Here is a 24,979-nt window from a genome sequence, read left to right as displayed (position 1 = left end):
CGGGCCTGTCGTCCCCGACTCACCGCCGCACAGGGGCCCCGGTAGAGCAGCGGGCCATCGTGGCCCGCACTCGGTGAAGAGCCGAAAAGCAAAGCCATGGCAAGAGCAGAGCGTTGCTCTGCTCTTGCCATACTCTTGATCTGGCTCTTCTGAAAAGTACGCGCAGGATGCGCGTCGCTCTACCCGGGGCCCCTCTGAAGCGGCGGGCGGGTGGAGGAAAAGCCCGCAGGGTGGTTCGCAGGGATGCGAACCAGTTTGGCGTCAGTCCATGGATGGACTGTCGACAAACCCCGCAACCCGACCGCGGACCTTGCGGGCAGGGGTGCCCGCAAGGCGCGTAAGCGGGGTGTCGTTTTCTCTTGGGTACTTCTCTTTTGGACAAGCAAAAGAGAAGTACCTCGCCCTCCGAAGGAGGGTGAAAGCTCTGCTTTTCATGACGATCCATCACAGCGGACAAACGGGCCGTGCCCGCGAGATACCATTGCCATCTCAGATCGCAAACCCGAGTCCCCACCCCATGACACCCACGCGCCTTGAAATCACCCGCCCCGACGACTGGCACCTGCACCTTCGCGATGGGGACACGCTGGCCTCGGTGATCGGCCACACCGCGCAGCGCTTTGCGCGCGCCATCGTGATGCCGAACCTGAAGCCGCCGGTGACGACGGTCGCGCAGGCGGAAGACTATCGGCGACGGATTCTGGCGAGTCTGCCGACGGGCATGCGCTTCCAGCCGCTGATGACGCTGTACCTCACCGAGGACACCCCAGCCGAGGAGATCGCCCGTGCCAAGGACAGCGACAGCGTGTTTGCGGTCAAGTATTACCCCGCCGGTGCCACCACCAATTCACAATCCGGTGTGCGCGAGCTGTCACGTGTGTATCGCGTGATCGAGGCGATGGAGCGGCACGATCTGCCCTTGCTGCTGCATGGCGAGGTCACCGATCCGGACATCGACATCTTCGATCGCGAGCGCGTTTTCATCGAGCGCCACCTGCTGCCGCTGCAGGCCAGATTCCCGGCCTTGCGCATGGTGCTGGAGCACATCACCACCCGTGATGCAGTCGAGTTCGTCCGCGGCGCTCCGGCCAATGTGGCGGCCACGATCACTGCGCATCATCTGCTGCTCAATCGCAACGCGCTGTTCGAGGGTGGCATCCGTCCGCATAACTACTGCGCGCCGATCCTCAAGCGCGAGACGCATCGCGCTGCCCTGCTGCAGGCGGCTACCAGCGGCGATCCGCACTTCTTCCTCGGCACGGACAGTGCGCCGCATCCGCGCGAGGCGAAGGAAGCTGACTGCGGCTGCGCGGGGCTGTACACCGCGCATGCGGCGCTGGAGCTGTATGCCGAAGCGTTCGAGCAGGCGGGCAGCCTGGATCGGCTGGAGGCGTTTGCCAGCTTCCATGGTCCGGACTTTTACCGTTTGCCGCGGAACGAGGATCGCATTGCGCTTGAGCGCACGTCATGGACGGTGCCGAGTGAATATCCGCTGGCTGGATCTACCTGCAAGCCAATGCGGGCGGGCGAGTCGGTGGCGTGGTCGATCGCTGAGTTGGCACCAGTCTGATCGAGCGGAATCGAAAAGAGCAGGCACCAAGAGCGACCCCGCCCTAGCCCTCCCCTGCAAGCAGGGGAGGGGATAAACGTCTGTCTAGACGCAATGAATCAGTAGGCGAACTCGCGGAACACCGGATCGACGCTGCCGTTCCACGCGCTATGGAACAGTTCCAGCTTGCGTTCGGCCGGTGTCTGGTTGGCCTGCACGATCTCGATCATCGGTTCCAGGAAGATGCTTTCGTCGGCGCCGTTCCTGTTGAGGCGCGCGCGCCGCCGCAGGCCGTTGCCGGCGATCTTCAACGCTTCCTCGGCGAGGTCGCGCACAGTGCCGTTGCGGAACGGCAGCTTCAGCGCATGCTTCGGCACACCGTCGCGCAGTGCATGGCGTTCCTCGCGGCTGAAGTCTTTGACCAGATCCCACGCGGCATCCAACGCTTCGTCGTCATACAGCAGGCCGACCCAGAACGCCGGCAGCGCGCATAGCCGGTTCCACGGGCCGCCGTCGGCGCCGCGCATTTCCAGATACTGCTTCAGCCGCACTTCGGGGAACGCGGTGGTGAGGTGGTCGGCGAAGTCCTTCATGTTCGCCTTGGCGCCGGGCAGCATCGGCAGTTCGCCGGCCATGAACTTCTTGAAGTCCTGCCCGGCGAGATCGATGTACTTGCCGTCCTGGAAGCTGAAGTACATCGGCACGTCGAGGATGTAGTCGACATAGCGTTCGTAACCGAAGCCATCGGCGAACACGAAGTCCAGCATCCCTGTTCGGTGCGGGTCGGTATCGGTCCAGATGTGCGAGCGATACGACAGATAGCCGTTTGGACGTCCTTCGGTAAACGGCGAATCGGCGAACAACGCGGTGGCGATCGGCTGCAGCGCCAGGCTCACGCGAAACTTCTTGATCATGTCCGCTTCGCTGGAGAAATCCAGGTTCACCTGCACGGTGCAGGTGCGCGTCATCATGTCCAGGCCGAGCGAACCGACCTTGGGCATGTATTCGCGCATGATCTTGTAGCGGCCCTTCGGCATCCACGGCATCTCGTCGCGGCGCCACTTCGGCTGGAAGCCCATGCCGAGAAAGCCGAGGCCCATGCCGTCGGCGATCGAGCGGACTTCCTCCAGATGCGAGTTCACCTCGCAACAGGTCTGGTGGATCGTCTCCAGCGGCGCGCCGGACAACTCCAGCTGGCCGGCCGGCTCCAGCGTGATCGAGGCCTTGTCGCGCGACAGGGCTACCGGATTCTCGCCTTCGCGGGCTACATCCCAGCCATAGCGGGTGGCAATGGTTTCCAGCAGCAGCTTGATGCCGCGGTCACCTTCGAAGGTGGGCGGACGCAAAGTGTCGGTGAGGAAGCCGAACTTCTCGTGTTCGGTGCCGATGCGCCACGCCTCGCGCGGCTTCTCGCCCGCGGCGAGGTAGTCAGTTAACTGCTGGCGGTCCCGGATCGGGGTGCTCTTGACGGCACTGGGTATGGACACGGGCAACGTCCTCGCTGGTTGAGCGAGTCACTATGGGGGTGTTGCATGACAACGAAAAGGGGGTAACGGGAAATAATTGTACGTGGCGGTGCAGATTCGTACGGCAGGCAAGAAAACGGGGCCCGCAGGCCCCGTTTCGACGCAGATCGATGAGCCGATCAGCGCTTCATCGAATTGAAGAACTCGTCGTTGGACTTGGTGTTCTTCATCTTGTCGAGCATGAACTCCATCGCGGAGAGTTCGTCCATCGGGTGCAGCAGTTTGCGCAGGATCCAGATCTTGGCCAGCATGTCCGGCTCGATCAGCAGGTCTTCGCGGCGGGTGCCGGAGCGGTTGATGTCGATCGCCGGGTAGACGCGCTTCTCGGAGATGCGGCGGCTCAGGTGCACTTCCATGTTGCCGGTGCCCTTGAACTCTTCGTAGATGACCTCGTCCATCTTGCTGCCGGTTTCGGTCAGCGCGGTGGCGATGATGGTCAGCGAGCCGCCTTCTTCCACGTTACGCGCCGCGCCGAAGAAACGCTTCGGGCGCTGCAGCGCGTTGGCGTCGACACCACCGGTGAGTACCTTGCCGGAGCTGGGGATTACGGTGTTGTAGGCGCGCGCCAGACGGGTGATCGAGTCGAGCAGGATCACCACGTCCTTCTTGTGCTCGACCAGGCGCTTTGCCCGCTCGATCACCATCTCAGCGACTTGCACGTGGCGCACGGCCGGCTCGTCGAACGTCGAGGAGATCACCTCGGCGCGCACGGTGCGGGCAATCTCGGTGACTTCTTCCGGGCGCTCGTCGATCAACAGCATGATCAGATGCGCTTCGGGATGGTTGTACTGGATCGCCTGCGCGATGTTCTGCAGCATCATCGTCTTGCCGGACTTCGGCTGCGAGACGATCAGGCCGCGCTGGCCCTTGCCGATCGGTGCGATCAGATCGAGGATGCGGCCGGTGATGTCCTCGCTCGAACCGTTGCCGCGCTCGAGCTTGAACGCCTTGCGCGGGAACAGCGGGGTGAGGTTCTCGAACAGCATCTTGTTCTTCGACGCTTCCGGCGGGTCGCCGTTGATGTCGTCGACACGCAGCATCGCGAAGTAACGCTCGCCTTCCTTCGGATGGCGCACGCGGCCGGTGATGTAGTCGCCGGTGCGCAGGTTGAAGCGGCGGATCTGGCTGGGCGACACATAGATGTCGTCCGGGCCGGCCAGGTAGGACTCGTCGGCCGAGCGCAGGAAGCCGAAGCCGTCCTGCAGGATTTCCAGCACGCCTTCGGCCCAGATGCCGCCGCCGGAGCGGGCGTGCGCCTTGAGTACGTTGAAGATCACGTCCTGCTTGCGCGCGCGGGCGACGCCTTCGTACACGCCGAGCGACTCGGCGAATTCCAGCAGCTGGATCGCGTTCTTGCGCTTCAGCTCGGTGAGGTTGATCACCCGGTCGTTGCTGCCGGGATCGGCGTTGTCGTCATCCACCGGCAGGCCGTTCGGGTTGGGGCGCTGATGTTGCGGGCGTGGCTGCTGCGGATTGGGATTGCCACCACGCTCGTTGCGCCGGCGCCGGCCGCGGCCGTCGCGACCTTCGCGGGGACCATTGTTGGGGTTGTTCTGACCCTGGTTCGGGTTCTGGCCCTGGTTTTGACCCTGGGCCTGGTTCGGATTCTGACCTTGGCCTTGGTTCTGACCCTGGTTCTGGCCTTGACCCTGATTCTGGTTCTGCGCCTGATCCTGGCCTTGTGGCGGATTCGACTCGCGCGGTTCCTGCGTGGCTCGCGGTGGCGGTGCCTCGCTGTATGACGGTGGCGTCATCGACGGAGCCGGTGGCGTGGCGGCAGGCGCCGATGGTGCGGGCGCCGCGCGTTCGGCCGGTGCGGGAGCAGCAGCCGGCCTGTCGGCAGACGCCACCTTTTCCGCATTCGCCGCGGCGATCGCTGCCGCCGTGCGGCGCGGCGCGCGCGGGCGCGGCTCGGGCTTGCCTTCGGACACAGGCTTGGTATCGGCGCTCTTGGCGTCGTTTGGCATGTTGTTATCGGTATCGGACACGGGCAATCCTCGCAGGGCGCCGTTGAATTACAGGAGGGAGGGTGTGCGTCGCGCGGAAGGCGCAAGGGGACAGGACTGTCCCGACGGACGCGTTGAATCTAGCACCCGCTGCACATCGGCGTAAAGCCTCGTGAGCCGGCCGTACTCAGCCGAGCCGGCTCATGCAGCGGGTTTGCAACAGTGGATCAGATGGCCTTGTCGATCATCTGGGTCAGCTGGCCCTTGCTGACGGCGCCGATCTGGGTCGCCTCGACCTTGCCGTTCTTGAACACCATCAGGGTCGGGATGCCGCGCACGCCATAGGCCCGCGGGGTCTGCTGGTTCTGGTCGATATTGACCTTGACGATGCGCAGCTTGCCTTCGTACTGCACGGCCAGCTCATCGAGCATCGGCGCGATGGCCTTGCACGGGCCGCACCATTCCGCCCAGAAATCCAGCAGCACAGGGGTTTCGGACTTGAGCACCTGCTCGTCGAAGGCGTCATCATTCACATGGGTAATCAGGTCGCTCACCGGGGATCTCCGTGGCTGGGGCGCAAAACGTGCGGGTAAGTAAAAGTGGGGTGGCAAACGCGGGAAAACAAGGAGATAGCGACCGCGAGGCCGTCATCAGCTACACTCAGGCGCCCACGAAGCGCGGGTTGGGCAGGAACGAGAGATGCCATGGCGGCAAGTCTTCATTCCAGCGCAACTCCGGGCACGATTCAAGGGCGGCTTGCACAGCTGCTCGTCAGACCGCCGGCAAATACGGCGTCGCCAGCCGCGGCGCGACCTTGTTGACCCTGACTATTGAGCCGCTTCGCTGCGCACCGCGCACCCGTCCTGCACCGCCCTCCGCCGACCTTTGGCGTCTGAAGCGGCACAGCGCATCCCGCCGCCGTCTGGCAAGGTTTTCATTCCGCATATGTCACAAACCGTACTCACCGACACTTTCTTCGCCAATTTCGATCTTCACCCGCTGTTGCAGCAAGGCCTGGACGACAGCGGTTTCACCCGCTGCACACCGATCCAGGAAATGACCTTGCCGCTGGCGCTGGCCGGGCGCGATGTCGCCGGCCAGGCGCAGACCGGCACCGGCAAGACCTGTGCGTTCCTGGTCGCGCTGATGAATCGCCTGCTGACCACGCCAGCCGTGGCCGACCGCAAGGACAGCGACCCGCGCGCCTTGATCATCGCGCCGACCCGCGAGCTGGCAATCCAGATCGAGAAGGACGCCAAGGCGATCGGCCGCCACACCGGCCTGCGCAGCGCGCTGATCTACGGCGGCGTCGATTACGACAAGCAGCGCCAGCAATTGAAAGACGGCTGCGACATCATCATCGCCACACCCGGCCGCATGCTCGACTACCACAAGCAGGGCGTGTTCAGCCTCAACAGCGTCGAGGTGATGGTGATCGACGAGGCCGATCGCATGTTCGATCTCGGCTTCATCAAGGACGTGCGCTTCATCTTCCGTCGCCTGCCGCCACGCGAGCAGCGCCAGGTGCTGCTGTTCTCCGCCACGCTGAGCCATCGCGTGCTGGAGCTGGCCTACGAGCACATGCACAACGCCGAGAAGCTGGTGGTGGAGAGCGACAACGTCACCGCCGACAAGGTGCGCCAGCTGGTCTACTTCCCGGCCAAGGAAGAGAAGATGCCGCTGCTGCTGAACCTGCTCGATCGCACCAAGCCGAGCCGCAGCATCATCTTCGTCAACACCAAGGCCGCCGCCGAGCGCATCACCGAGCGGGTCAAGCGTCACGGCTGCCGTGTCGGCGCGATCTCCGGCGACGTGCCGCAGCTGAAGCGGCAGAAGCTGCTGCAGCGTTTCCAGGAAGGCCAGCTCGACATCCTGGTGGCCACCGATGTGGCCGCGCGCGGCCTGCACATTCCCGCGGTCAGCCACGTCTTCAACTACGACCTGCCGCACGAGGCCGAGGATTACGTGCACCGCATCGGCCGTACCGCGCGCCTCGGTGCCGAAGGTGACGCGATCAGCTTCGCCTGCGACCTGTATGCGATGTCGCTGCCGGAGATCGAGACGTATATCGGCCAGAGCATCCCGGTAGCGTCGATGGATCCGGAGCTGCTGATCATGCCGAAGCCGCGCGAGGTCGACGCCGAATTCGCCGCGAACGCTGCCGCTGACAGCGCCGCGTTCGGCGACGTGGTGGCGCCGCGTCCCGGCGAGAAGCCGCGCCGTTCGGGTGGTGGTGCGAGTCGTAGTGGCGAGCGCAGTGGCGCCGGTCGTACCGGTTCTCCGCGTCCGCCGCGCGAACGCAAGCCGTTCGTGCCCGTCGTCGACGGCGGTGTCGCCGTTGCGACCGAGAAGCCGGTTGCCGTGGCTGTGCACAAGACCGAGGCAGCGCCGACCGGTGATGGCAGCATCACCGACGAAGGCGCACGCAAGCCGCGTCGTCGTCGTGGTGGTCGCAATCGCCGTCGCGAAGGTGCACCGACCGACGGTGTCGAGACGACTGGCCACACTGCCGCTGTGGCCGAAGGCAACCGAGCGCCGCGTGGTGAGCGTCGCCCGCCGCGCGAGCGCAACACGACAGAGTCCACCGGCAGCACCCCCCACAACCGGCCGTCGCGACAGGTCGCGGTAACCTCCGGCAAGACGGGCGAGCATGCTCACGCGAAGAAGCCCGGCTTGTTCCGCCGGCTGACCCGGCTGTTCACTGGGCGCTGATCTCTGTCCCTTCTCCCCACTGGGGAGTACGCGGGGAGTCGCCATGGATGGCGACGGCATTGAGGAGCGAGGAAGGTGCCCGACCTGCAAGCGCAGGAAGCGCCTGTGGAACAGCGAAGCTGGCCCGAAGGGCGAGCGTCATGGATGACGCGAGTAAGGGCGGATGAGGGGCGGGTGCTCGCGGCAGCACCGCATCAAAGAAGAGCGTTTCATTGCTGGCTTGTCGCAAGATTGACCCCTCACCCCGGCCCTCTCCCCTCCGGGGAGAGGGAGCTAACTCGCCCGGCTTCCCTTATCCTTGGCGCTGATACGACGGCACGCAGGCTCGGGGATAACCGGTGATCCATTTTGATCAAGTCAGCAAGCGCTACGAGAGCGGCCATGAGGCGCTCTCGCAGCTTTCGTTCGAGGTGCCGACCGGCGAGATGGCCTTCATCACCGGGCACTCCGGCGCCGGCAAGAGCACCCTGCTCAAGTTGCTGGGTCTGATCGAACGACCCTCGCAGGGTTCGATCAGCATGGACGGCAAAAGCCTCGCGAAGATCCGTCGCAGCGGCATTCCGAAGTGGCGTCGCCAAATCGGCATGGTGTTCCAGGATCACCGGCTGCTGATGGAACGCACGGTATTCGCCAACGTCGAACTGCCGCTGGTGATCGGCGGCATCGCCAAGCCCGAGCGCGCCAGGCGTGTACGCGCAGCGTTGGAGAAAGTCGGCCTGCTTGCCTACGAACGCCAGCTGCCGGACACCCTGTCTGCCGGCGAGCAGCAACGCGTCGGCATTGCCCGTGCGATCGTGGCGCGGCCGACCTTGCTGATCGCCGACGAACCGACCGGCAACCTCGATCCGCAACTGGCGGTGGAGATCATGGGTCTGTTCGGCGAGTTTCAGCAGGTCGGCACCACCGTGCTGGTCGCCAGTCACGATCTGCCGCTGATCAAGCGCATGAAGAAGCGGGTGATCGTGCTCGATCATGGCCGGCTGGTGGCCGATCTGGCTGCGCAGGAGGTGCTGTGAACACGCCGCCCGAAATCCTCCACACGACCACGCCCGATGCGCCGCCGCGTAACGAGCACACTCGCGGCCGCCGCCTCGGCAACTGGCGGGAGCATCACGGCTGGAGCGCGGCGGCCAGTCTGCGCCGGCTCGCCTCACGCCCGCTCGGTAGTCTGCTTACCATCGCGGTGATGGGTCTGGCGCTGGCGTTGCCGCTGGCGTTCTACCTGTTGCTGGGCAATGTGCAGAAGCTCGGCGATGCCTTGGGCCAGAGTCAGGCGATCAGCGTGTTCATGCAGCCCGGGCAGAACGAACAGCAGGCGCAGCTGCTGGCCAAACAGTTGGGCGATCGGCCCGAGGTGGCAGCGGTCGTCGTGAAGACGCCGCAGCAAGGCATGGATGAGCTGGCGAAAATGCAGGGCTTCTCCGGCGCCGTGCAGACGCTGGACGACAACCCGCTGCCCTATGTGCTGCAGCTGCAGCCGCGCGCCGAGGTAACTGCCAGCGCGCTCGAACAGCTGGTGGCCGATGTGCGCACGATGCGCAGCGTCGAGCTGGTGCAGGACAGCGGCAGCTGGCGCCAGCGGCTGGATGCGCTGCTCGGTGTCGGCAATCGTGTCGTGCTGGTGCTGGCTTCGTTGCTGGCGCTGGCAGCCTTGCTGGTGGTCGGCAATACGGTGCGGGTGGATATCGCCAGTCGCAGCGAGGAGATCGGCGTGCTGTTGCTGGTCGGCGCCAGCAATGCGTTCGTGCGCCGGCCGTATCTGTATGCTGGGATCTGGTATGGCCTGTTCAGCGGCATCCTCGCCGCGTTGCTGGCGGTGCTGATCGAATTCGCGCTGGCCGGGCCGGTGGCGCAGTTGAGCCAGGCTTATGATGGCAAGCTGCATGTAGGTGGCCTGCCGTTGTGGCTGTTGCTGGCGGTGCCACTGGCGGCGGCGGTACTGGGCTGGCTGGGTGCACGGCTGGTCAGTGCCTGGCAATTGCGCAAGTTGGGTTGATCGGTTTTGTCGAAGGTGATGCGAATCGCAGCGATCGACGCGGCGGTCAGTGCACTATTTGCATGGAGGCGGGCGCAGGGGCGCGGCCGCAGGTTCATCGGCAAGGATCGCCGCGGGTCAGGTGGATGAGCTAAGGCATGAGTACGAATATCAGCAGTCGTCTGCTCACCGAAGCGCCGCGTGTGCTGGTGGTCGATGGCTCGCGTGTGGTGCGCCAGTTGATTACCCGTGTGCTGCAGGCCGAGCTGCCCGGCGTGGAGGTAGTCGGCTGCGGCAGCGGTGCCGATGCGCAGCAGGTGCTCGGCGAAGGCGTGTTCGATTTCATCACCATCGCGCTGCGCCTGCCTGACATGGACGGGCTGGAGCTGGCGAAGTTCGTGCGCGAGTCGGCGCCGCAGATCTACGTGCCGATCGTGGTGGTGTCCGGCGATGTCGAGGATCGCCTGCACCGACGCTCGCTCGGCGAGCACGTCACCGATTATTTCGACAAGGCGCTGGGCTTCCAGGCGCTGGCCGAGTTCATCCGTGGCTATGTCAGTGCGCAGACCACGGCGGAGGGCACCGTGCTGTACGTCGAGGACAGCCGCGTGGTGGCCTTGGCGACCCGGCGCATGCTGGAGAAGATCGGTCTTACGGTGCGTCACGTAGTCAGCGTGGAGGATGCGCTGGCCCTGCTGGAAACGGATCGCGCGCTGGGTTGGATCGGCGCCGACGTGGTGTTGACCGATGTCAGTCTGAAGGGTGAGCTGACCGGCGGCGACCTGCTCAAGCACATCCGTGGCGAGTTCGGCTACGGCAAGGGCCGCTTGCCGGTGCTGGTGATGACCGGTGATGAGAACCCGGCCAATCAGGCCGCGTTGATCCGTGCCGGCGCGAACGACCTGGTCGAGAAGCCGGTCGAGGAAAAACTGCTGATCACCAAGCTGCTGTTCCAGTTGCGCGTGGCACAACATCTGCGTGAGCGCGCGAAAGTGGCATGAGCGACGAGCGGATCATTCCGGAAAGGATCCGGCTGGAGCCGTCGTGGAAGGCGCGCATCGGCGACTATCTGCAGCGCCCGGAGATGCAGGCGCTGTCGACGTTCCTGCGTGCGGAGAAACATGCGGGCAAACGGATCTATCCGCCCGGCCCTGAAATCTTCGCGGCATTCGAGCACACGCCGTTCGATGCGGTGCGGGTGGTGATCCTGGGTCAGGATCCGTATCACGGACCCGGCCAGGCGCACGGTCTGTGCTTCTCGGTGCGTCCCGGCGTACGGGTGCCGCCATCGCTGGAAAACATCTTCAAGGAAATCCAGCGTGACCTCGGTATCGCGCGGCCCGATCATGGCTGCCTCACGCCGTGGGCCGATCGCGGCGCGCTGTTGCTCAACAGTGTGCTGACCGTGGAAGACGGCCGCGCCGGTGCGCATCAGGGCAAAGGCTGGGAAGGCTTCACTAATGCGGCGATCGACGCGCTCAACCGCGAACGCGAAGGCCTGGTCTTCCTGCTGTGGGGTTCGTACGCCCAGCGCAAGGGCCAGCTGATCGACACCAGTCGCCACTGCGTGCTGACTTCGGTGCATCCGTCGCCGCTGTCGGCGCACCGCGGTTTCATCGGCTGCGGCCATTTCTCCGCCGCCAATCACTATCTCGAAGCCTGCGGCCACGCGCCAATCGACTGGTCGCTGCCGCCGCGCGCCGTGCTGCAGGCCGGTTTCACGCCTGCTTGAATGCCGCCTGGCGACCCTCATGTCGATGCGCTTGGGGCGCTGGACAAGAGCGATAAATATCTATACTATTCGGTTCATTAAAGCACGGGGTCAAGCCGTGCTGAACCAATCCAGGGTTTAGCACTCCAATGACCCGAGTGCTAAACTTTGATGTCATTCAGGAGGTTCCACCCATGTCTCAAGCCTTGGTGACCGCCAACTTCCCGCTGCCGAGCGTTGTCGGCAGTCTGGATGCCTACATTTCCGCGGTCCATCGGATCCCGGTGCTTAGCTCGGAAGAAGAGCAGGCGCTGTCGCGCGACTATCTCGAAGAAGCCAACTTGGGCGCCGCCAAGAAGCTGGTGATGTCGCATCTGCGTTTCGTGGTGCATGTGGCGCGTGGCTACAGCGGTTACGGCCTGCAGCTGGCCGACCTGATCCAGGAAGGCAATATCGGCCTGATGAAGGCCGTGAAGCGGTTCGACCCGGATCAGGGCGTGCGTCTGGTCAGCTTTGCGGTGCACTGGATCCGCGCCGAGATGCACGAGTTCATCCTCAAGAACTGGCGCATCGTCAAAGTCGCCACCACCAAGGCGCAGCGCAAGCTGTTCTTCAACCTGCGCAAGAGCAAGAAGCGCCTGGGCTGGATGAACGCGGCCGAAGTGAGCACGGTGGCCAAGGATCTGGGCGTGCCCGAGGCGACCGTGCGCGAGATGGAGTCGCGTCTGTCCGGTCGCGACATCGGCTTCGAAGCGCCGGCGGATGCCGACGACGATGCCAAGCCGGCACCGGCGGCGTTCCTGATCGACGATGGCGCCGACCCGTACGAGAACGTGTCCGACGAGGACTACGCCGACAACCAGATGCAGACGCTGACCGATGCGTTGAGCCATCTGGACAAGCGTTCGCGTGACATCATCCAGCGCCGCTGGCTGGATGACGACAACAAGGCTACGTTGCAGGATCTGGCCGATGAGTACGGCGTTTCCGCTGAACGCATCCGTCAGGTCGAAGCGAACGCGATGAAGAAGATGCGCGGCCTGTTCGCCACGGCCTGATCAAGCCTTCATGGTTGTCATCGCAAACGGCCCCGAAAGGGGCCGTTTGCATGTCGGCAGAGACTCATCCGAAGTATCCGGCGAGCTTGATCCATTCGCTCGGGACATAAACGCAGACGCGGCAAGCTCGCCGCGTGCTTTTGGCGCGCATCAGCGGCGGGCAGGGCTCTGACGCAGCGCCATGCCCTTCAGCACGTTCAATGCCTGCGACAACGCGTAGTCGCTGGCGGCCAGTTTGCCATCGGCAGCGCTGCCATCGTCGTTGATGTCGGTGCCGGTCTTGGCGTTCTCGTTGGCCAGATGATTCGGCAGGTCGGCTTCGGAGCTGATCAGCACCGGCCCGCTATCGGCCTTGTTGACGGTGAGGTCGGCCAGCGCGATGTCGGGCTTGATGCCTTCGGCCTGGATCGAGGTGCCGTTCGGGGTGTAGTAGCGCGCGGTAGTGATCTTCACCGCATGCTCGGCGTCCAGCGGCAACACGGTCTGCACCACGCCCTTGCCGAAGGTGCGCTGGCCCATGATCAGCGCGCGGCGGTTGTCCTTCAATGCACCGGAGACGATCTCGGCGGCCGAGGCGGTGCCGTTGTTGGTCAGCACGATCATCGGCGCGCCGTTGAGCTGGTCGCCGGGGTGGGCACTGAAACTCATGTTGGCGTCCTGCAGCCGGCCGCGGGTGGTGACGATGATGCCGGAGTCGAGGAAGGCGTCGCTGACGCCGACGGCGGCGGTAAGCAGGCCGCCGGGGTTGTTGCGCAGATCCAGCACGGCGCCCTTCTGCGCACCGTTCTTCTTGATCAGCTCGCCGAGTTTCCGATCCAGATCGCTGGCCGTGTCTTCCTGGAACTGGCTGATCCGCAGGTAGGCGTAGCCGGGTTCCAGCTCGCGTACCTTGACGCTGCTGACCGCGATGTTCTCACGCACCAGATGCAGGTCGATCAGCTTGTCGCTCTTGTCGTGAACGATGGTCAGCTCGATCTTGCTGCCGGGTTTGCCGCGCAGCTGCTTGAACATCTCGTCGACATTCCCGGGATCGATCAGGGTGCCGTTGATCTTGACGATGCTGTCGCCGGCCTTGATGCCGGCGCGGGCGGCCGGCGTGTCGTCGATCGGCGACACGATGCGCAAGCCACCATCAACCTGCAGCACCTCGATGCCGAGGCCGCTGTATTCGCCGGTAGTGTCCTCGCTGAGCTGAGTCAGGCCGTCCTTGTCCAGGTATTCGCTGTGCGGATCGAGTCCGCTGAGCATGCCGGTGATCGCGGCCTTCATCAGGGTCTTGTTGTCGACCTTTTCCACATAGGCCTGACGCACCACCTCGTACACCCGGCTGAAATTGCGGATGTCGTCCAGGCTGACCTGGTCGCTGCTGGAGCTGGCGCTGGCCGGTGCGCTGGCATGGCTGTCGGTGGCCGGCAGGTCGACCGGCGGCGCGGGTGCGGCCACGCTGGTGCTGTCGGTCGGTGTGCTCTGCGCGTGTGCGTGCGGCACCGTCAGCAGCAGTGGAGCGGCCAGCAGCAAGGCAGTCAGACCGGCGGTTGGGTTACGGGTGGGGAAACGCATGCGGGCGACTCCGTGCAACGGGCAGACATCGCGCCGGAACGCGACGGGAGAAAGACAAAGCGTGAGACAACCGAACGCCGGAGTAATTCATCAAAAACACGAGCCTAGCCTGCGACGCCGTGGCGACTGCGTCAACGGCGCTGGCTCAGCCAGCTGCGCGGATCGACCGGCTGGCCGCCTTGGCGCAGTTCGAAATACACGCCGGTATTGACCCCGGTGGGCGCGCTGGCGGTACCGATCGCCTCGCCGGCATCGACCTGATCGCCGACGCCGTGCAGCATGGTCTCGTTGTTGCCATACATGCTCATCCAGCCGTTGCCGTGGTTGACGATCAGCAGCATGCCGTAACCGCGCAGGAAGCCGGCGTAGATCACCCGGCCGCGGGCGACCGCATGGATTTCGCTGCCGCCGCTGGCCTTGATCAGCACGCCGCTGCCGTAGCTGTGGACATCGCCGCTGGCCGGCCATGGCAGGTTGCCGCGGATATTGGCGCTGGCGCTGCCGACCTCGACTGATGGCGGTGGCAGCTTGTGGCCGGGGTGCTTGCTGGCGGCGGCACGCGCGGCGGCCTCGCGGGCGGCGGCTTCGCGCGCCGCCTCGTCGATCACCTTCTGCAGCTTGTCGACCAGGGTGTTGAGCGATTGCGCGTTCTGCTTAAGCGCGGCCAGCCGCTCCGCCTGGTCCTTGTATTGCGCATCGGTCTCGGCTGCCAGTTTCTGCTGCGCAGCGCGTTGCTGGGCCAGCGTCTTGGCCTGCTGCTCACGCTGCGCCTTGGTGGCCTGCAACGCCTGTTGCTCGCTGGTGATCGTGTTTTCCAGCTCCTGCAGCTTGGCCAGGTCGGTCATCAGCTGCTGTACCCGCTGTACGCGGTCCTGCTGGAAGTATTTCGAGTAGACCAGCGCACGCGAGATGCGCGCCACGTCTTCGTCGCCCAGCAGCAGGCGCAGATCCGAGCCGTGGCCGAGCGCGTAGGTGGCGCGCAGCAGATCGGCAATCGCGGCGCGCTGGTCGTGCAGATGCTGCTGAAGTTCGTTGCGCTGCTGCTGCAGATGGTCGAGATCGGTTTGCTTGGCGGCAATCGCCGTATTGGTGTCGCGCACGGCGCGCGCTGCGCCGGATAGTGCGGTGGCCTGTCTGGCGAGTTCGGCATTGACGCTGTCGCGGCGCTCGGCCGTTTCCGCCTGCTGCTTGGCCAGCGCATCCAGTTTGCTGCGTATGTCGGCGAGTTGCTTCTTCGCTTCGGCCTGCTGCTCGCGGCTCTGGCCGCCCGGTGCTGCCACGGTGGTGGCGGTACTCGCCAGCAAGGCAAGAGCCAGCAGGCCGCGGACGGACGAACGAACAAGGCGGGCGAGTGGATGCATCGGTCGATTATCCCTGAGAGCGGCGGCTGCGGCGAGGGGCTGCCGACGCAGGGTCGAAGTTCAAGGCATCGCCTGGGTGAGGGGCCTCCGCTGGCAGGCAACCGCGATCCGTGGGCTGGCATTCCGTTGCCGGGTTAGATATCGACGGCCGCTGCGCATCGAGCTTTCCCTGTCGGTCGAGGCAATTTTCGAGATGTTGAGCAGGACTTCAAATGATACTACTGAATGGATGTATAGACGTCTATTTGATGATTTATATGAAGTTTCATAAGTAATTGAATTTGAAAATTAATTATCGGCATTTAGCATGCCATGTGCGAGGTGATGTGTCGTAAGTCATGTTGCGTGAAAAGGCACTTGAGAATGCGTCGCGAAAGTGAAAACCTGTCCTCGGCAACTCCCCTCGCTCCCGTTCTGGTGGTCATCAAGACAAGACGTATCTCCTCCTCGACGCCGAGCGCGTTGCCGCCCACAAGGAGGACAAGTCAATGAAACCGAACAAGCTCGCTTGTGCGTTGGCTGGTTTGTTGTTGACCCCGACAGCAACCATCCTTGCCCAGACTGCCCCAGCATCTCCCGATACCACGCAGAACCCGGCGCCAGCGCAGCCGGCCAAGCAATTGCAGACCATCACCGTCACCGGCTCCGCGATCCCGCGGGTCGATCTGGAGACGCCGTCACCGGTCACCGTAATCACCGCGGTGCAGATCGAGCGCAGCGGCCTGAAGACCGTTTCCGACGTGATCCGTGCGGTTTCCGCCGACAATAGCGGTTCGATCCCGAATGCGTTCACCGCGGGTTTCGCGGCGGGTTCGGCCGGCGTGGCGTTGCGCGGCCTCACGGTCAATTCGACCCTGGTGCTGATCGACGGCCAGCGCAGCGCGAACTATGCGCTGGCGGACGATGGCCAGCGCTCCTTCGTCGACCTCAACACGATTCCGGTCAATGCGATCGAGCGCATCGAGGTGCTGAAGGACGGCGCATCCTCGCTCTATGGCGCCGATGCGATCGCCGGCGTGGTCAACGTGATCCTGAAGCACAGCTACAAGGGCGGCGAGGCCACCGCCGAGGTCGGCACGTCGCAGCATGGCGGCGGGTTCACCCGCCGGTTCACCGGCATCCTGGGCGGCGGCGATCTGGACAAGGACGGTCACAACGCCTATCTCAGCGTCGAATACCAGAAGGACAACGCGATCATGAATCGTGATCGCAGCTTCCCGTTCAACACGCTGGACCTGCGCTCGATCGGCGGCGTCAACGGCAATGGCGGCCAACCCTCGGCGCCCAGCGGCTCGATCTACGGCACGGTGACGCCGGGTCACCTCAACACGCCGGGTGATCTCACCAGCGGTGTCGCCGATGGTGTGGCGCAACCGCTGGTGCCGTGCGGTCAGGGCACCACGCTGGTGACCAATGATCCGCAGAATCCGGGCAGCTATTGCCTGCAGAATTTCGTCAACTATCTGGCCGTCCAGCCGGAGACGGAGCGGGCCAATGTGTATGGCCGTTTCACGGTCAAGCTCAACGCCACCACCCAGGCGTATCTGGGCGCGAGCTATTACCAGAATGAAGTATCGGTGCTTGCCGCGCCGACCCAGATCAACTCGGGCACGCCCCACAACACCAATGCGCTGGCACTGCCGCCGACGCTGCCGGATGGCTCGCTCAACCCGAACAACCCGTTCGCGGCGCAGGGGCAGTACGCGCTGATCAACTACGCGTTCCCGAATCTGTTTGCCGGTTCGGCCGATCTGAAGAACCACAATGTCCGCGTCGCTGGCGGCGTCAATGGTGTGTGGGGCGAGTGGGACTATGACGCCGGCGTGGTGGTCAACCACACTTGGCTCAACGTCAGCAACTTCGGCTTCCTCAACTACAACCAGCTGATCGAGGACGTCACCAACGGCACCTACAACTTCATCGATCCGTCGAAGAATTCGGCGGCGACGCTGCAGGCGCTGGTACCAACGCTCAGCAAGATCTCGACCACCGATCTGGACTCGGTCGACTTCCATGCATCGCGTCCGCTGATGGATCTTTCCGGCGGTTCGCTGGGCCTGGCCCTCGGTGGCGAATGGCGGTACGAGGCACAGCACGACGGCGAGCTGAATCCGGGCGGTGCGGCACAAGGTCTCGGCACGGCTCACACAATCGGCCGGCGCACGGTCGGCGGCGTCTATGCGGAGCTGGATGCGCCGTTGCTGCAGTCGCTTGAAGTCGATGTATCCGGGCGCTACGACCACTACTCCGATGTCGGCGGCAACTTCTCGCCGAAAGTCGGCTTCAAGTGGAAACCGTTCGAGACGCTGGCGGTCCGCGGCACCTATTCCAAGGGCTTCCGTGCGCCGGGCTTCGCCGAAAACGGATCGAGCGCATCCGGTGGCTTCGTCGTCCGTCCGCCACCGGCCGACTTCGCCGCCGCCCATGGCAACGACGGCTACGTGAAACCGTTTGCGGTAGAGCTGCTGTCGGCGGCCAATCCTGCGATCAAGCCGGAGAAGGCGCGCAGTTTCACGTTCGGCCTGGTGTACCAGCCGATCAAGGAGTTGAGCGCCTCGGTGGACTACTACGACATCAAGAAGACCGGTGTCATCACGGGCGGCGATGCACGTGCCGCGCTGGATGCGTACTACGCCGGGCAGCCGCTGCCGGCCGGCGTCACCATCACGCCGGACCTTCCCGATCCGCAGTTCCCGAACGCGTTGCCGCGGCCGCTGGTCGTCGCGGCCGGCTACCTCAACGAGAACTCACTGCGCACCAAGGGTGTCGACGTCGACCTGATCGGCAGGTTCGATTTCAGCAATGGCATGCACTGGACCAGCGAGCTCAGCGGTACCGAGATCTTCACCTGGAAGCTGCTGTTGCAGGATGGTACGCAGCAGCAATTCGTTGGTACCCAAGGCCCTTACGCGCTTTCGTCCGGCGCGGGTACGCCGCGCATCCGCGGATCGTGGTCGAACAGCATCAACTACGGCAAGGCCACGCTGACCGGTACGCTGTATTACACCAGTGGCCTGGAAATGACCGCGGCGGATCAGGGGCCGGGCTGCATCTCGATCAACTCCGACACCGGCAACAACTTCCCGGCGAGCTGCCGGATGCCGTCATTCACCGACTTCGATCTGACCGGCAATTACGACATCAACGATCATGTCTCGGTCTACGGTGCGGTGCTCAACCTGTTCGATCGCAAGCCGCCGTTTGATCCGATCAACTACGCCGCGATCAACTACAACCCGACGTACGGGCAGGCGGGCATCGTCGGGCGCTTTTTCAATGTCGGCGTGAAGGTCAAGCTGTAAGCGTTGAAGTCTGGCCGGGGTGAGGCGGCGCGGCGGGCAACCGCCGCGCCGTATTTCGTGTTGCCGGTCGCGTGGCATGAAAAAGGTTTCAACTGGAAGTATAGCCGTCCAAACAAATATTTTGACGCATCGCAACATTTGTGTTCTAGTCGAGCAGAAACTCTTGCGTATGCGTTGGGGAACTCGCATGCGACTGGCAATCCGACTGGGTGGGCTCGATGGCAGGTATTGGCGCAACAACGCTTTACGACGAGGCTTTCGAGCACGACAGCTGCGGCTTTGGTCTGGTCGCGCAGATTGATGGCCATGCCAGTGCCTGGGTTGTCGATACGGCGTTTGCCGCGCTGGCCAGGCTTTCCCATCGGGGTGGCGTGAACGCCGATGGCATCAGCGGTGACGGCTGCGGCGTGCTGATCCATCGACCGGCGCAATGGCTGCGCGCGCTGGCCGTCGCCGACGGCATCATGCCGGCCGAGCGGTTTGCCGCCGGCCTGGTATTTCTCGACCCGGCTGGTGGCGAAGCGGCGGCGATCGAATTCGAGCGGCATCTGCTCGAAGCCGGGTTGGCGCTGGCCGGTTGGCGCGACGTGACCATCGACGCCGAAGCCTGTGGCCCGCTCGCCAGCGCTACCTGTCCGCGCGTGCGCCAGGTGTTCGTGAATGCCGCGGCCGGGATGGACGATGACGCGTTCGAGCGCGCGCTGTTCCGTGCGCGTCGTCGCGCCGAAACGGCGCTGGTGGACGATCCGCAGTTCTACGTGGTGAGTCTTTCCGCCCAGGTGATCGGCTACAAGGCAATGGCGGCGCCGGGCCGGCTGCGTGAGGTTTTCGCGGACCTGCGGCATCCGGCACTGGTCAGCGATGCGGTGGTGTTTCACCAGCGCTTCTCCACCAACACCACGCCGCAGTGGCGGCTGGCCCAGCCGTTCCGCCTGCTCGCGCACAACGGCGAGATCAATACCATCCGTGGCAACCGTCGCTGGATGCAGGCGCGCGAGGCGGTGCTGCGTTCGCCGCTGGTCGACCTCACCGACATCGGTCCGCTGGTGCGCCAGACCGGTTCGGACTCGGAGAGTCTGGACAACGCGCTGGAAGTGCTGCTGGCCGGCGGCCTCGACATGCTCACCGCGATGCGCGTGCTGGTGCCGCCGGCGTATGCGGCGCGCGAGGATCTGGACGAGGATCTCACGGGTTTCTACGAGTACTACGCGCTGCACAGCGAACCGTGGGACGGCCCGGCCGGGCTGGTGATGTGCGACGGCCGCTATGCGGTATGCACGCTCGACCGCAATGGCTTGCGCCCGGCGCGCTGGGCGCTGTCCGACGACAACCACCTGATCGTCGCCTCTGAAGCTGGCCTGTGGGACATGCCACCGGCGCGCGTGGTGGCGAAGGGGCGGCTGGGACCGGGCCAGATGCTGGCGGTGGATTTCGCCGAACGGCGCTTGCTGCACGACGCCGACATCGACGCAATCAACCGCAGTCGCGCACCGTTCCGCGACTGGTTGCGCGCTGGCGTCAGCTATCTCGAATCAGACCTGATCGACCCCAGCCTCGCCGCCGAACCGCTGCCGACGAATGAATTGCGTCGTTGCCAGAAGCTCTATGGCTTGAGCCGCGAAGAGCGCGAGAGCGTGCTCAAGGTGCTTGCCGAAACCGAAGCCGAAGCCACCGGCGCGATGGGCGACGACACCCCGATGGCGGCGATGTCACGCCAGATACGGCCGCTGTTCGATCGCTTCCGCGAAGGCTTTGCCCAGGTCACCAATCCGCCGATCGATCCGCTGCGCGAGCGACTGGTGATGTCGCTGGTGACCCAGTTTGGTCGCGAGGGCAATCTATTCGAGCTGTCGGCCGACAACGCGAAACAGGTCCTGCTCAATTCGCCGATCTGTTCGCAGCGCAAGTTGCGGCAGTTGCTGGCGTTGCCGCAGTTCGTCAACGCCACCGTGCAGATCGATCTGTGTTATCCGCTCGGCGAAGCGCTGGAAGCGGCGCTGCGGCGTTTCTGCCGCGAGGCGGAGCAAGGCGTGCGCGCGGGTGCCGGCATGGTGTTCATCACCGACCGTTATCCGAACAAGGACACGCTGCCGGCGCATGCGCTGCTGGCGGTGGGCGCGGTCCATGCCCACCTGATCGAGACCGGGCTGCGCTGCCAGTGCAACCTGCTGGTGGAAACCGCTACCGCGCGTGACGCGCACCAGTTCGCCTGCCTGATCGGTTTCGGCGCCACCGCGATCTATCCGTGGCTGGCCTACCAGAGCCTGTTCGAACTGGGTCGTGATGGGCATATCAAGCGCGGCGACGGCGCCCCGCGCGAGATCGGCCGCAGCTATCGCCGTGGCATCCGCAAGGGACTGCTGAAGATCCTGTCGAAGATGGGCATCTCCACGGTCGCCGGTTACCGCGGTGCGCAGTTGTTCGAGATCGTCGGCCTGGCGCCCGAAGTCGTGGCGTTGTGTTTTGCCGGCACGCCGTCGCGGGTCGGCGGTGCAGGATTCGCGGACCTCGAGCACGACCAGCGACTCCTCGCCGCCGACGCGTGGAACGAGGCGCAGCCGCTGCGTGCCGGCGGTCTGTACAAATTCGTCCACGGCGGCGAATACCACATGTACAACCCGGACGTGATCGACACCTTGCAGACCGCCGTGCGCACCGGCTCGATGGACGACTATCGCCGTTACGCGCAGCACGTCGATGCGCGGCCAGCGTCTGCGCTGCGCGACCTGTTGTTGCCGCATGCGGCCCGTGCCGCGATTGCGCTGGACGAAGTCGAGCCGGTCGAGGCGATCCTCAAGCGTTTCGATTCGGCCGGCATGTCGCTCGGCGCGCTGTCGCCGGAAGCGCACGAGGCGCTGGCGATTGCGATGAACCGGCTCGGCGGTCGCAGCAATTCGGGCGAAGGTGGCGAAGATCCGGCGCGCTACGGCACCGAGAAGACCTCGAAGATCAAGCAGGTTTCATCTGGTCGCTTCGGCGTTACGGCCGAATACCTGATCAACGCCGAGGTGCTGCAGATCAAGATCGCGCAGGGCGCGAAGCCCGGCGAGGGAGGCCAGCTGCCTGGCCACAAGGTGGACGCCACCATCGCGCGACTGCGCTACGCCAAGCCCGGCATTGGCCTGATCTCGCCACCGCCGCATCACGACATCTATTCGATCGAGGATCTGGCGCAGCTGATTCACGACCTCAAGGAAGTGAACCCGACCGCGCTGATCTCGGTGAAGCTGGTCTCGCATGCTGGCGTAGGCACGGTCGCCGCTGGCGTGGTCAAGGCCGGCGCGGACCTGATCACGATCTCCGGTCACGATGGTGGCACCGGTGCCAGCCCGCTCACCTCGATCAAGTACGCCGGTACGCCGTGGGAACTCGGTGTGGCCGAAGCACAGCAAACGCTGCGTCGCAACGGCCTGCGCGGGCGCGTGCGGCTGCAGACCGATGGTGGCCTGAAGACCGGCCTCGACGTGATCAAGGCGGCGATGCTTGGCGCCGAGAGCTTCGGCTTCGGCACCGGCCCGATGGTGGCGCTGGGCTGCAAGTACCTGCGCATCTGTCACCTCAACAACTGCGCCACCGGCGTGGCCACGCAGAACGAGGTATTGCGCAAGGAGTACTTCATCGGGCTGCCCGAGATGGTGATGAACTACTTCCGTTTCGTCGCCGAAGATGTGCGCGGCCATCTGGCGCAGCTGGGTGTGCGCAGCCTGGGCGAACTGGTCGGCCGCAGCGATCTGCTGAGCCAGGCCGAGGGCAGCACGCCGGTGCAGAAGCAGCTCGACCTGTCGCGACTGATTGCCGAGGACGGCTTGAGCGTCGAGGTGGACAGCGCCTGCACATTGCCACGCAATCCCATGCGCGATGAAGCCGCGCTGGCCACGCGCATTGCCGTCGATGCGGCGCCACTGGTCGAGCTGGGTAGCGGCGGCACGTTCCGCTATGCGATCGCGAATACCGATCGCGCGATCGGTGCGCGCCTGTCCGGCGACGTGGCACGGCGCTGGGGCGATCACGGCATGCTTGAACCGATCACGCTGCAACTGGAAGGCAGTGCCGGGCAAAGCCTGGGCGCATGGAATGCCGGCGGTGTGCAGATCGAGCTGACCGGCGAAGCGAACGACGGTGTCGGCAAGGGCATGACCGGTGGCCGCATCCTGGTACGGCCATCGCCGGAGTCGCCGTTCGCCAGCCAGGACGCCTCGATCCTCGGCAATACCTGCCTGTATGGCGCCACCGGCGGCGAACTGTTTGCGGCGGGCCGCGCAGGCGAGCGCTTCGGCGTGCGCAACTCCGGCGCGCTGGCGGTGATCGAAGGCGCCGGCGACCACTGCTGCGAATACATGACCGGTGGCGTGGTCGCCGTGCTTGGTTCGTGCGGGCTGAACTTCGGTGCGGGCATGACCGGCGGGTTTGCCTATGTGCTCGATCTCGAGCGCGCCTTCGTCGATTGCTACAACCACGAGTTGGTCGACATCGTGCGCATCTCGCCGGAAGGCATGGAGCATTACATGCAGCATCTGCGCGGTTTGATCGCGCGTCACGCCGAACTCACCGGCAGTGCCTGGGCACGGCATCTGCTCAGCGATTTCCGGGGGTTGCTTCAGCGTTTCTGGCTGGTCAAACCGAAGGCGGCGAGCCTGGCCGCACTGGCCGACGAATTGCGGAGGGCGGCATGAGCGCTCGCGCTGCTCACGCTCTGCTCCTCCCCCTGCTCGCAGGGGGAGGTTGGGAGGGGGTTGCTCGGGCTGGCGGGAAGATCAAAAGCGGACCCCACCCCAACCCTCCCCTGCGAGCCGGGGAGGGAGTACATGACCACTACGGTGGAGCTGAGGTATGAGCGACAAACTTTTCCAGTTCCTCAACCTCCCGCGACAGCCGCCCAAGGCGGTGCCGGTGGCGATCCGCGTACTCGGCTACGGCGAGATCAGCGGCGATTTCGCGCCAACGGCTTCTGTGGGTCAGGCCGAGCGCTGCCTCGATTGCGGCAATCCGTATTGCGAGCATGCCTGCCCGGTGCACAACTACATTCCTGACTGGCTGAAGCTCGTGCAGGAAGGACGATTGTTCGAAGCGGCCACGCTGATGCACGAGACCAATCCGCTACCGGAAATCTGTGGCCGCGTCTGTCCGCAGGATCGATTGTGCGAGGGCGCCTGCACGCTGGAGCAGGGTGGCTTCGGCTCGGTGACGATCGGCAGCATCGAACGTTCGATCACCGATGAGGCATTTCGTCAGGGCTGGCGCCCGGATCTTTCCGGCGTGATGGAAACCGGCCGGCGCGTGGCGGTGGTTGGCGCCGGCCCGGCCGGACTGTCCTGCGCGGATCGTTTGCGTCGTGCCGGTATCGCGGTCGACGTGTTCGATCGTCAGCGCGAGATCGGTGGTCTGCTCACCTTCGGCATCCCGCCGTTCAAGCTGGACAAGGCGGTGGTGCGCACCCGTCGCGAAGTGCTGGAAGGCATGGGCGTGCGCTTCCACCTCAACGTAGAGATCGGTCGCGATATCGCGTTCGAGCAACTGTTGGTCGACTACGACGCGGTCTTCATCGGCACCGGCGCCTACACCTTCGTCGACGGCGAATTGCCGGGGCGCGAACTTGCCGGCGTGCATGATGCGCTGCCGTTCCTGATCGCCAACGCGAACCGCCTGCTCGATGACCAGCCTGTGCCGTCCGCGCTCGACCTCAACGGCAAGCACGTGGTCGTGCTCGGCGGCGGTGATACCGGCATGGACTGCAACCGCACCGCAATCCGCCTCGGTGCCGCTTCGGTCACCTGTGTGTATCGGCGCGACGAGGCCAGCATGCCCGGCTCGCGCCGCGAGGTCGGTTACAGCCGCGAGGAAGGGGTCAACTTCCTGTTCCATCGCCAGCCGCTGGAGTTGCTGGGTGAGCAAGGCAAGATACGCAGCGTGCGCGTGGTGACCACCGAACTGGTCGATAGCGGTGATGGTCGCCCACGCCCGCGCAACGTCGAAGGCAGCGAAACCGAATTGCGCGCCGACGTGGTGATCCAGGCCTTCGGTTTCCGCCCGAGTCCGCCGGCATGGTGCGCCGCGCACGGCATCGCACTGGATGCCAGTGGCCGCATCCTCGCCGGCGGCAATGGCCGATTGCCGTTCCAGACCGGTCATCCTCAGGTGTTCGCCGGTGGCGACAACATGCGTGGTGCGGACCTGGTGGTGCGTGCGGTACACGACGGGCGCGAGGCGGCCGGGTCGATCGCGCAGATGCTCAGCGAACTGACTCTGGCCGAAGTGGCCTGTGTGGCGTAAGTTTCCCGG

Annotated in this window: 15 protein-coding genes; 10 read left to right on the top strand and 5 right to left on the bottom strand. The window is 64.7% G+C overall.

Translation table 11 applies throughout. From position 1 onward, the window contains the following. Positions 1-517: 517 nt before the first annotated feature. Positions 518-1,570, top strand: coding sequence for a dihydroorotase (gene pyrC / locus IE071_RS11570; RefSeq protein ID WP_189441349.1), 1,053 nt, complete (start codon positions 518-520; stop codon positions 1,568-1,570). Positions 1,571-1,668: 98 nt separating this feature from the next. Here pyrC and IE071_RS11565 read toward each other — a convergent pair whose 3' ends face one another. The 3 genes from IE071_RS11565 to trxA all read right to left on the bottom strand — a co-directional run bounded on the left by IE071_RS11565 (position 1,669) and on the right by trxA (position 5,575). Beyond that, the gene (locus tag IE071_RS11565) at positions 1,669-3,036 is read right to left on the bottom strand and encodes a glutamate--cysteine ligase (RefSeq protein ID WP_189441348.1); all 1,368 of its coding nucleotides are present in this window, start codon (positions 3,034-3,036) and stop codon (positions 1,669-1,671) included. A 158-nt stretch (positions 3,037-3,194) separates the two neighbouring features. Then, positions 3,195-5,042: a transcription termination factor Rho gene (gene rho, locus IE071_RS11560; protein WP_189441804.1), complete on the bottom strand. Its 1,848-nt coding sequence runs from the start codon at positions 5,040-5,042 to the stop codon at positions 3,195-3,197. Between the two features lie 206 nt (positions 5,043-5,248). Continuing rightward, the gene (gene trxA, locus IE071_RS11555) at positions 5,249-5,575 is read right to left on the bottom strand and encodes a thioredoxin TrxA (RefSeq protein WP_077515629.1); all 327 of its coding nucleotides are present in this window, start codon (positions 5,573-5,575) and stop codon (positions 5,249-5,251) included. 391 nt (positions 5,576-5,966) lie between these two features. On the opposite strand from trxA, the gene rhlB reads away from it, so the two are divergent. From rhlB to rpoH, 6 genes are all read left to right on the top strand, one after another. Next, positions 5,967-7,733: an ATP-dependent RNA helicase RhlB gene (gene rhlB, locus IE071_RS11550; protein WP_189441347.1), complete on the top strand. Its 1,767-nt coding sequence runs from the start codon at positions 5,967-5,969 to the stop codon at positions 7,731-7,733. Positions 7,734-8,071: 338 nt separating this feature from the next. Next, entirely contained in the window at positions 8,072-8,749 is a 678-nt protein-coding gene (gene ftsE / locus IE071_RS11545) for a cell division ATP-binding protein FtsE (protein WP_189441346.1), read from the top strand. Next, positions 8,746-9,729, top strand: coding sequence for a permease-like cell division protein FtsX (gene ftsX / locus IE071_RS11540; RefSeq protein WP_229792870.1), 984 nt, complete (start codon positions 8,746-8,748; stop codon positions 9,727-9,729). Before ftsE ends, ftsX begins: the two co-directional genes overlap by 4 nt. Positions 9,730-9,866: 137 nt before the next feature. Further along, positions 9,867-10,709: a response regulator gene (locus IE071_RS11535; RefSeq protein ID WP_189441345.1), complete on the top strand. Its 843-nt coding sequence runs from the start codon at positions 9,867-9,869 to the stop codon at positions 10,707-10,709. Continuing rightward, positions 10,706-11,440, top strand: a complete 735-nt coding sequence (gene ung / locus IE071_RS11530) for a uracil-DNA glycosylase (RefSeq protein WP_189441344.1) — start codon at positions 10,706-10,708, stop codon at positions 11,438-11,440. The genes IE071_RS11535 and ung overlap by 4 nt, the downstream gene beginning before the upstream one ends. A gap of 173 nt (positions 11,441-11,613) precedes the next feature. Further along, on the top strand, positions 11,614-12,477 hold the full coding sequence (gene rpoH, locus IE071_RS11525) for an RNA polymerase sigma factor RpoH (RefSeq protein ID WP_189441343.1): 864 nt from the start codon (positions 11,614-11,616) through the stop codon (positions 12,475-12,477). 150 nt (positions 12,478-12,627) lie between these two features. Here rpoH and IE071_RS11520 read toward each other — a convergent pair whose 3' ends face one another. Both IE071_RS11520 and IE071_RS11515 read right to left on the bottom strand, forming a co-directional pair. After that, positions 12,628-14,037 (bottom strand): S41 family peptidase, encoded by a 1,410-nt coding sequence (locus IE071_RS11520; RefSeq protein WP_189441342.1) that lies wholly within the window; start codon positions 14,035-14,037, stop codon positions 12,628-12,630. Between the two features lie 131 nt (positions 14,038-14,168). Next, on the bottom strand, positions 14,169-15,398 hold the full coding sequence (locus IE071_RS11515; RefSeq protein WP_189441341.1) for a murein hydrolase activator EnvC family protein: 1,230 nt from the start codon (positions 15,396-15,398) through the stop codon (positions 14,169-14,171). Positions 15,399-15,886: 488 nt separating this feature from the next. Here IE071_RS11515 and IE071_RS11510 point away from each other — a divergent pair, with 488 nt between their 5' ends. The 3 genes from IE071_RS11510 (at position 15,887) to IE071_RS11500 (ending at position 24,970) form a co-directional block, all read left to right on the top strand. Continuing rightward, positions 15,887-18,700, top strand: coding sequence for a TonB-dependent receptor plug domain-containing protein (locus IE071_RS11510; RefSeq protein WP_189441340.1), 2,814 nt, complete (start codon positions 15,887-15,889; stop codon positions 18,698-18,700). 218 nt (positions 18,701-18,918) lie between these two features. Further along, complete coding sequence (gene gltB, locus IE071_RS11505) at positions 18,919-23,373, top strand: glutamate synthase large subunit (RefSeq protein ID WP_189441339.1); 4,455 nt, start codon at positions 18,919-18,921, stop codon at positions 23,371-23,373. Between the two features lie 157 nt (positions 23,374-23,530). Then, positions 23,531-24,970 (top strand): FAD-dependent oxidoreductase, encoded by a 1,440-nt coding sequence (locus IE071_RS11500; RefSeq protein ID WP_189441338.1) that lies wholly within the window; start codon positions 23,531-23,533, stop codon positions 24,968-24,970. The last annotated feature ends 9 nt before the right edge of the window (positions 24,971-24,979 follow it).

This window comes from Rhodanobacter panaciterrae, from assembly GCF_014651895.1.
Lineage (GTDB): Bacteria > Pseudomonadota > Gammaproteobacteria > Xanthomonadales > Rhodanobacteraceae > Rhodanobacter > Rhodanobacter panaciterrae.
Note: the sequence above shows the minus strand (reverse complement) of the source record. Positions and strands in the feature narration are given on the sequence as shown.

Bases quoted from the DNA above. Each gene is read 5' to 3' on its own strand.
- ung (WP_189441344.1), top strand. From the start codon at position 10,706: ATGAGCGACGAGCGGATCATTCCGGAAAGGATCCGGCTGGAGCCGTCG.
- IE071_RS11515 (WP_189441341.1), bottom strand. From the start codon at position 15,398: ATGCATCCACTCGCCCGCCTTGTTCGTTCGTCCGTCCGCGGCCTGCTG.
- IE071_RS11500 (WP_189441338.1), top strand. From the start codon at position 23,531: ATGAGCGACAAACTTTTCCAGTTCCTCAACCTCCCGCGACAGCCGCCC.
- rhlB (WP_189441347.1), top strand. From the start codon at position 5,967: ATGTCACAAACCGTACTCACCGACACTTTCTTCGCCAATTTCGATCTT.
- rho (WP_189441804.1), bottom strand. From the start codon at position 5,042: ATGCCAAACGACGCCAAGAGCGCCGATACCAAGCCTGTGTCCGAAGGC.
- IE071_RS11520 (WP_189441342.1), bottom strand. From the start codon at position 14,037: ATGCGTTTCCCCACCCGTAACCCAACCGCCGGTCTGACTGCCTTGCTG.
- IE071_RS11535 (WP_189441345.1), top strand. From the start codon at position 9,867: ATGAGTACGAATATCAGCAGTCGTCTGCTCACCGAAGCGCCGCGTGTG.
- rpoH (WP_189441343.1), top strand. From the start codon at position 11,614: ATGTCTCAAGCCTTGGTGACCGCCAACTTCCCGCTGCCGAGCGTTGTC.
- pyrC (WP_189441349.1), top strand. From the start codon at position 518: ATGACACCCACGCGCCTTGAAATCACCCGCCCCGACGACTGGCACCTG.
- gltB (WP_189441339.1), top strand. From the start codon at position 18,919: ATGGCAGGTATTGGCGCAACAACGCTTTACGACGAGGCTTTCGAGCAC.
- IE071_RS11510 (WP_189441340.1), top strand. From the start codon at position 15,887: ATGAAACCGAACAAGCTCGCTTGTGCGTTGGCTGGTTTGTTGTTGACC.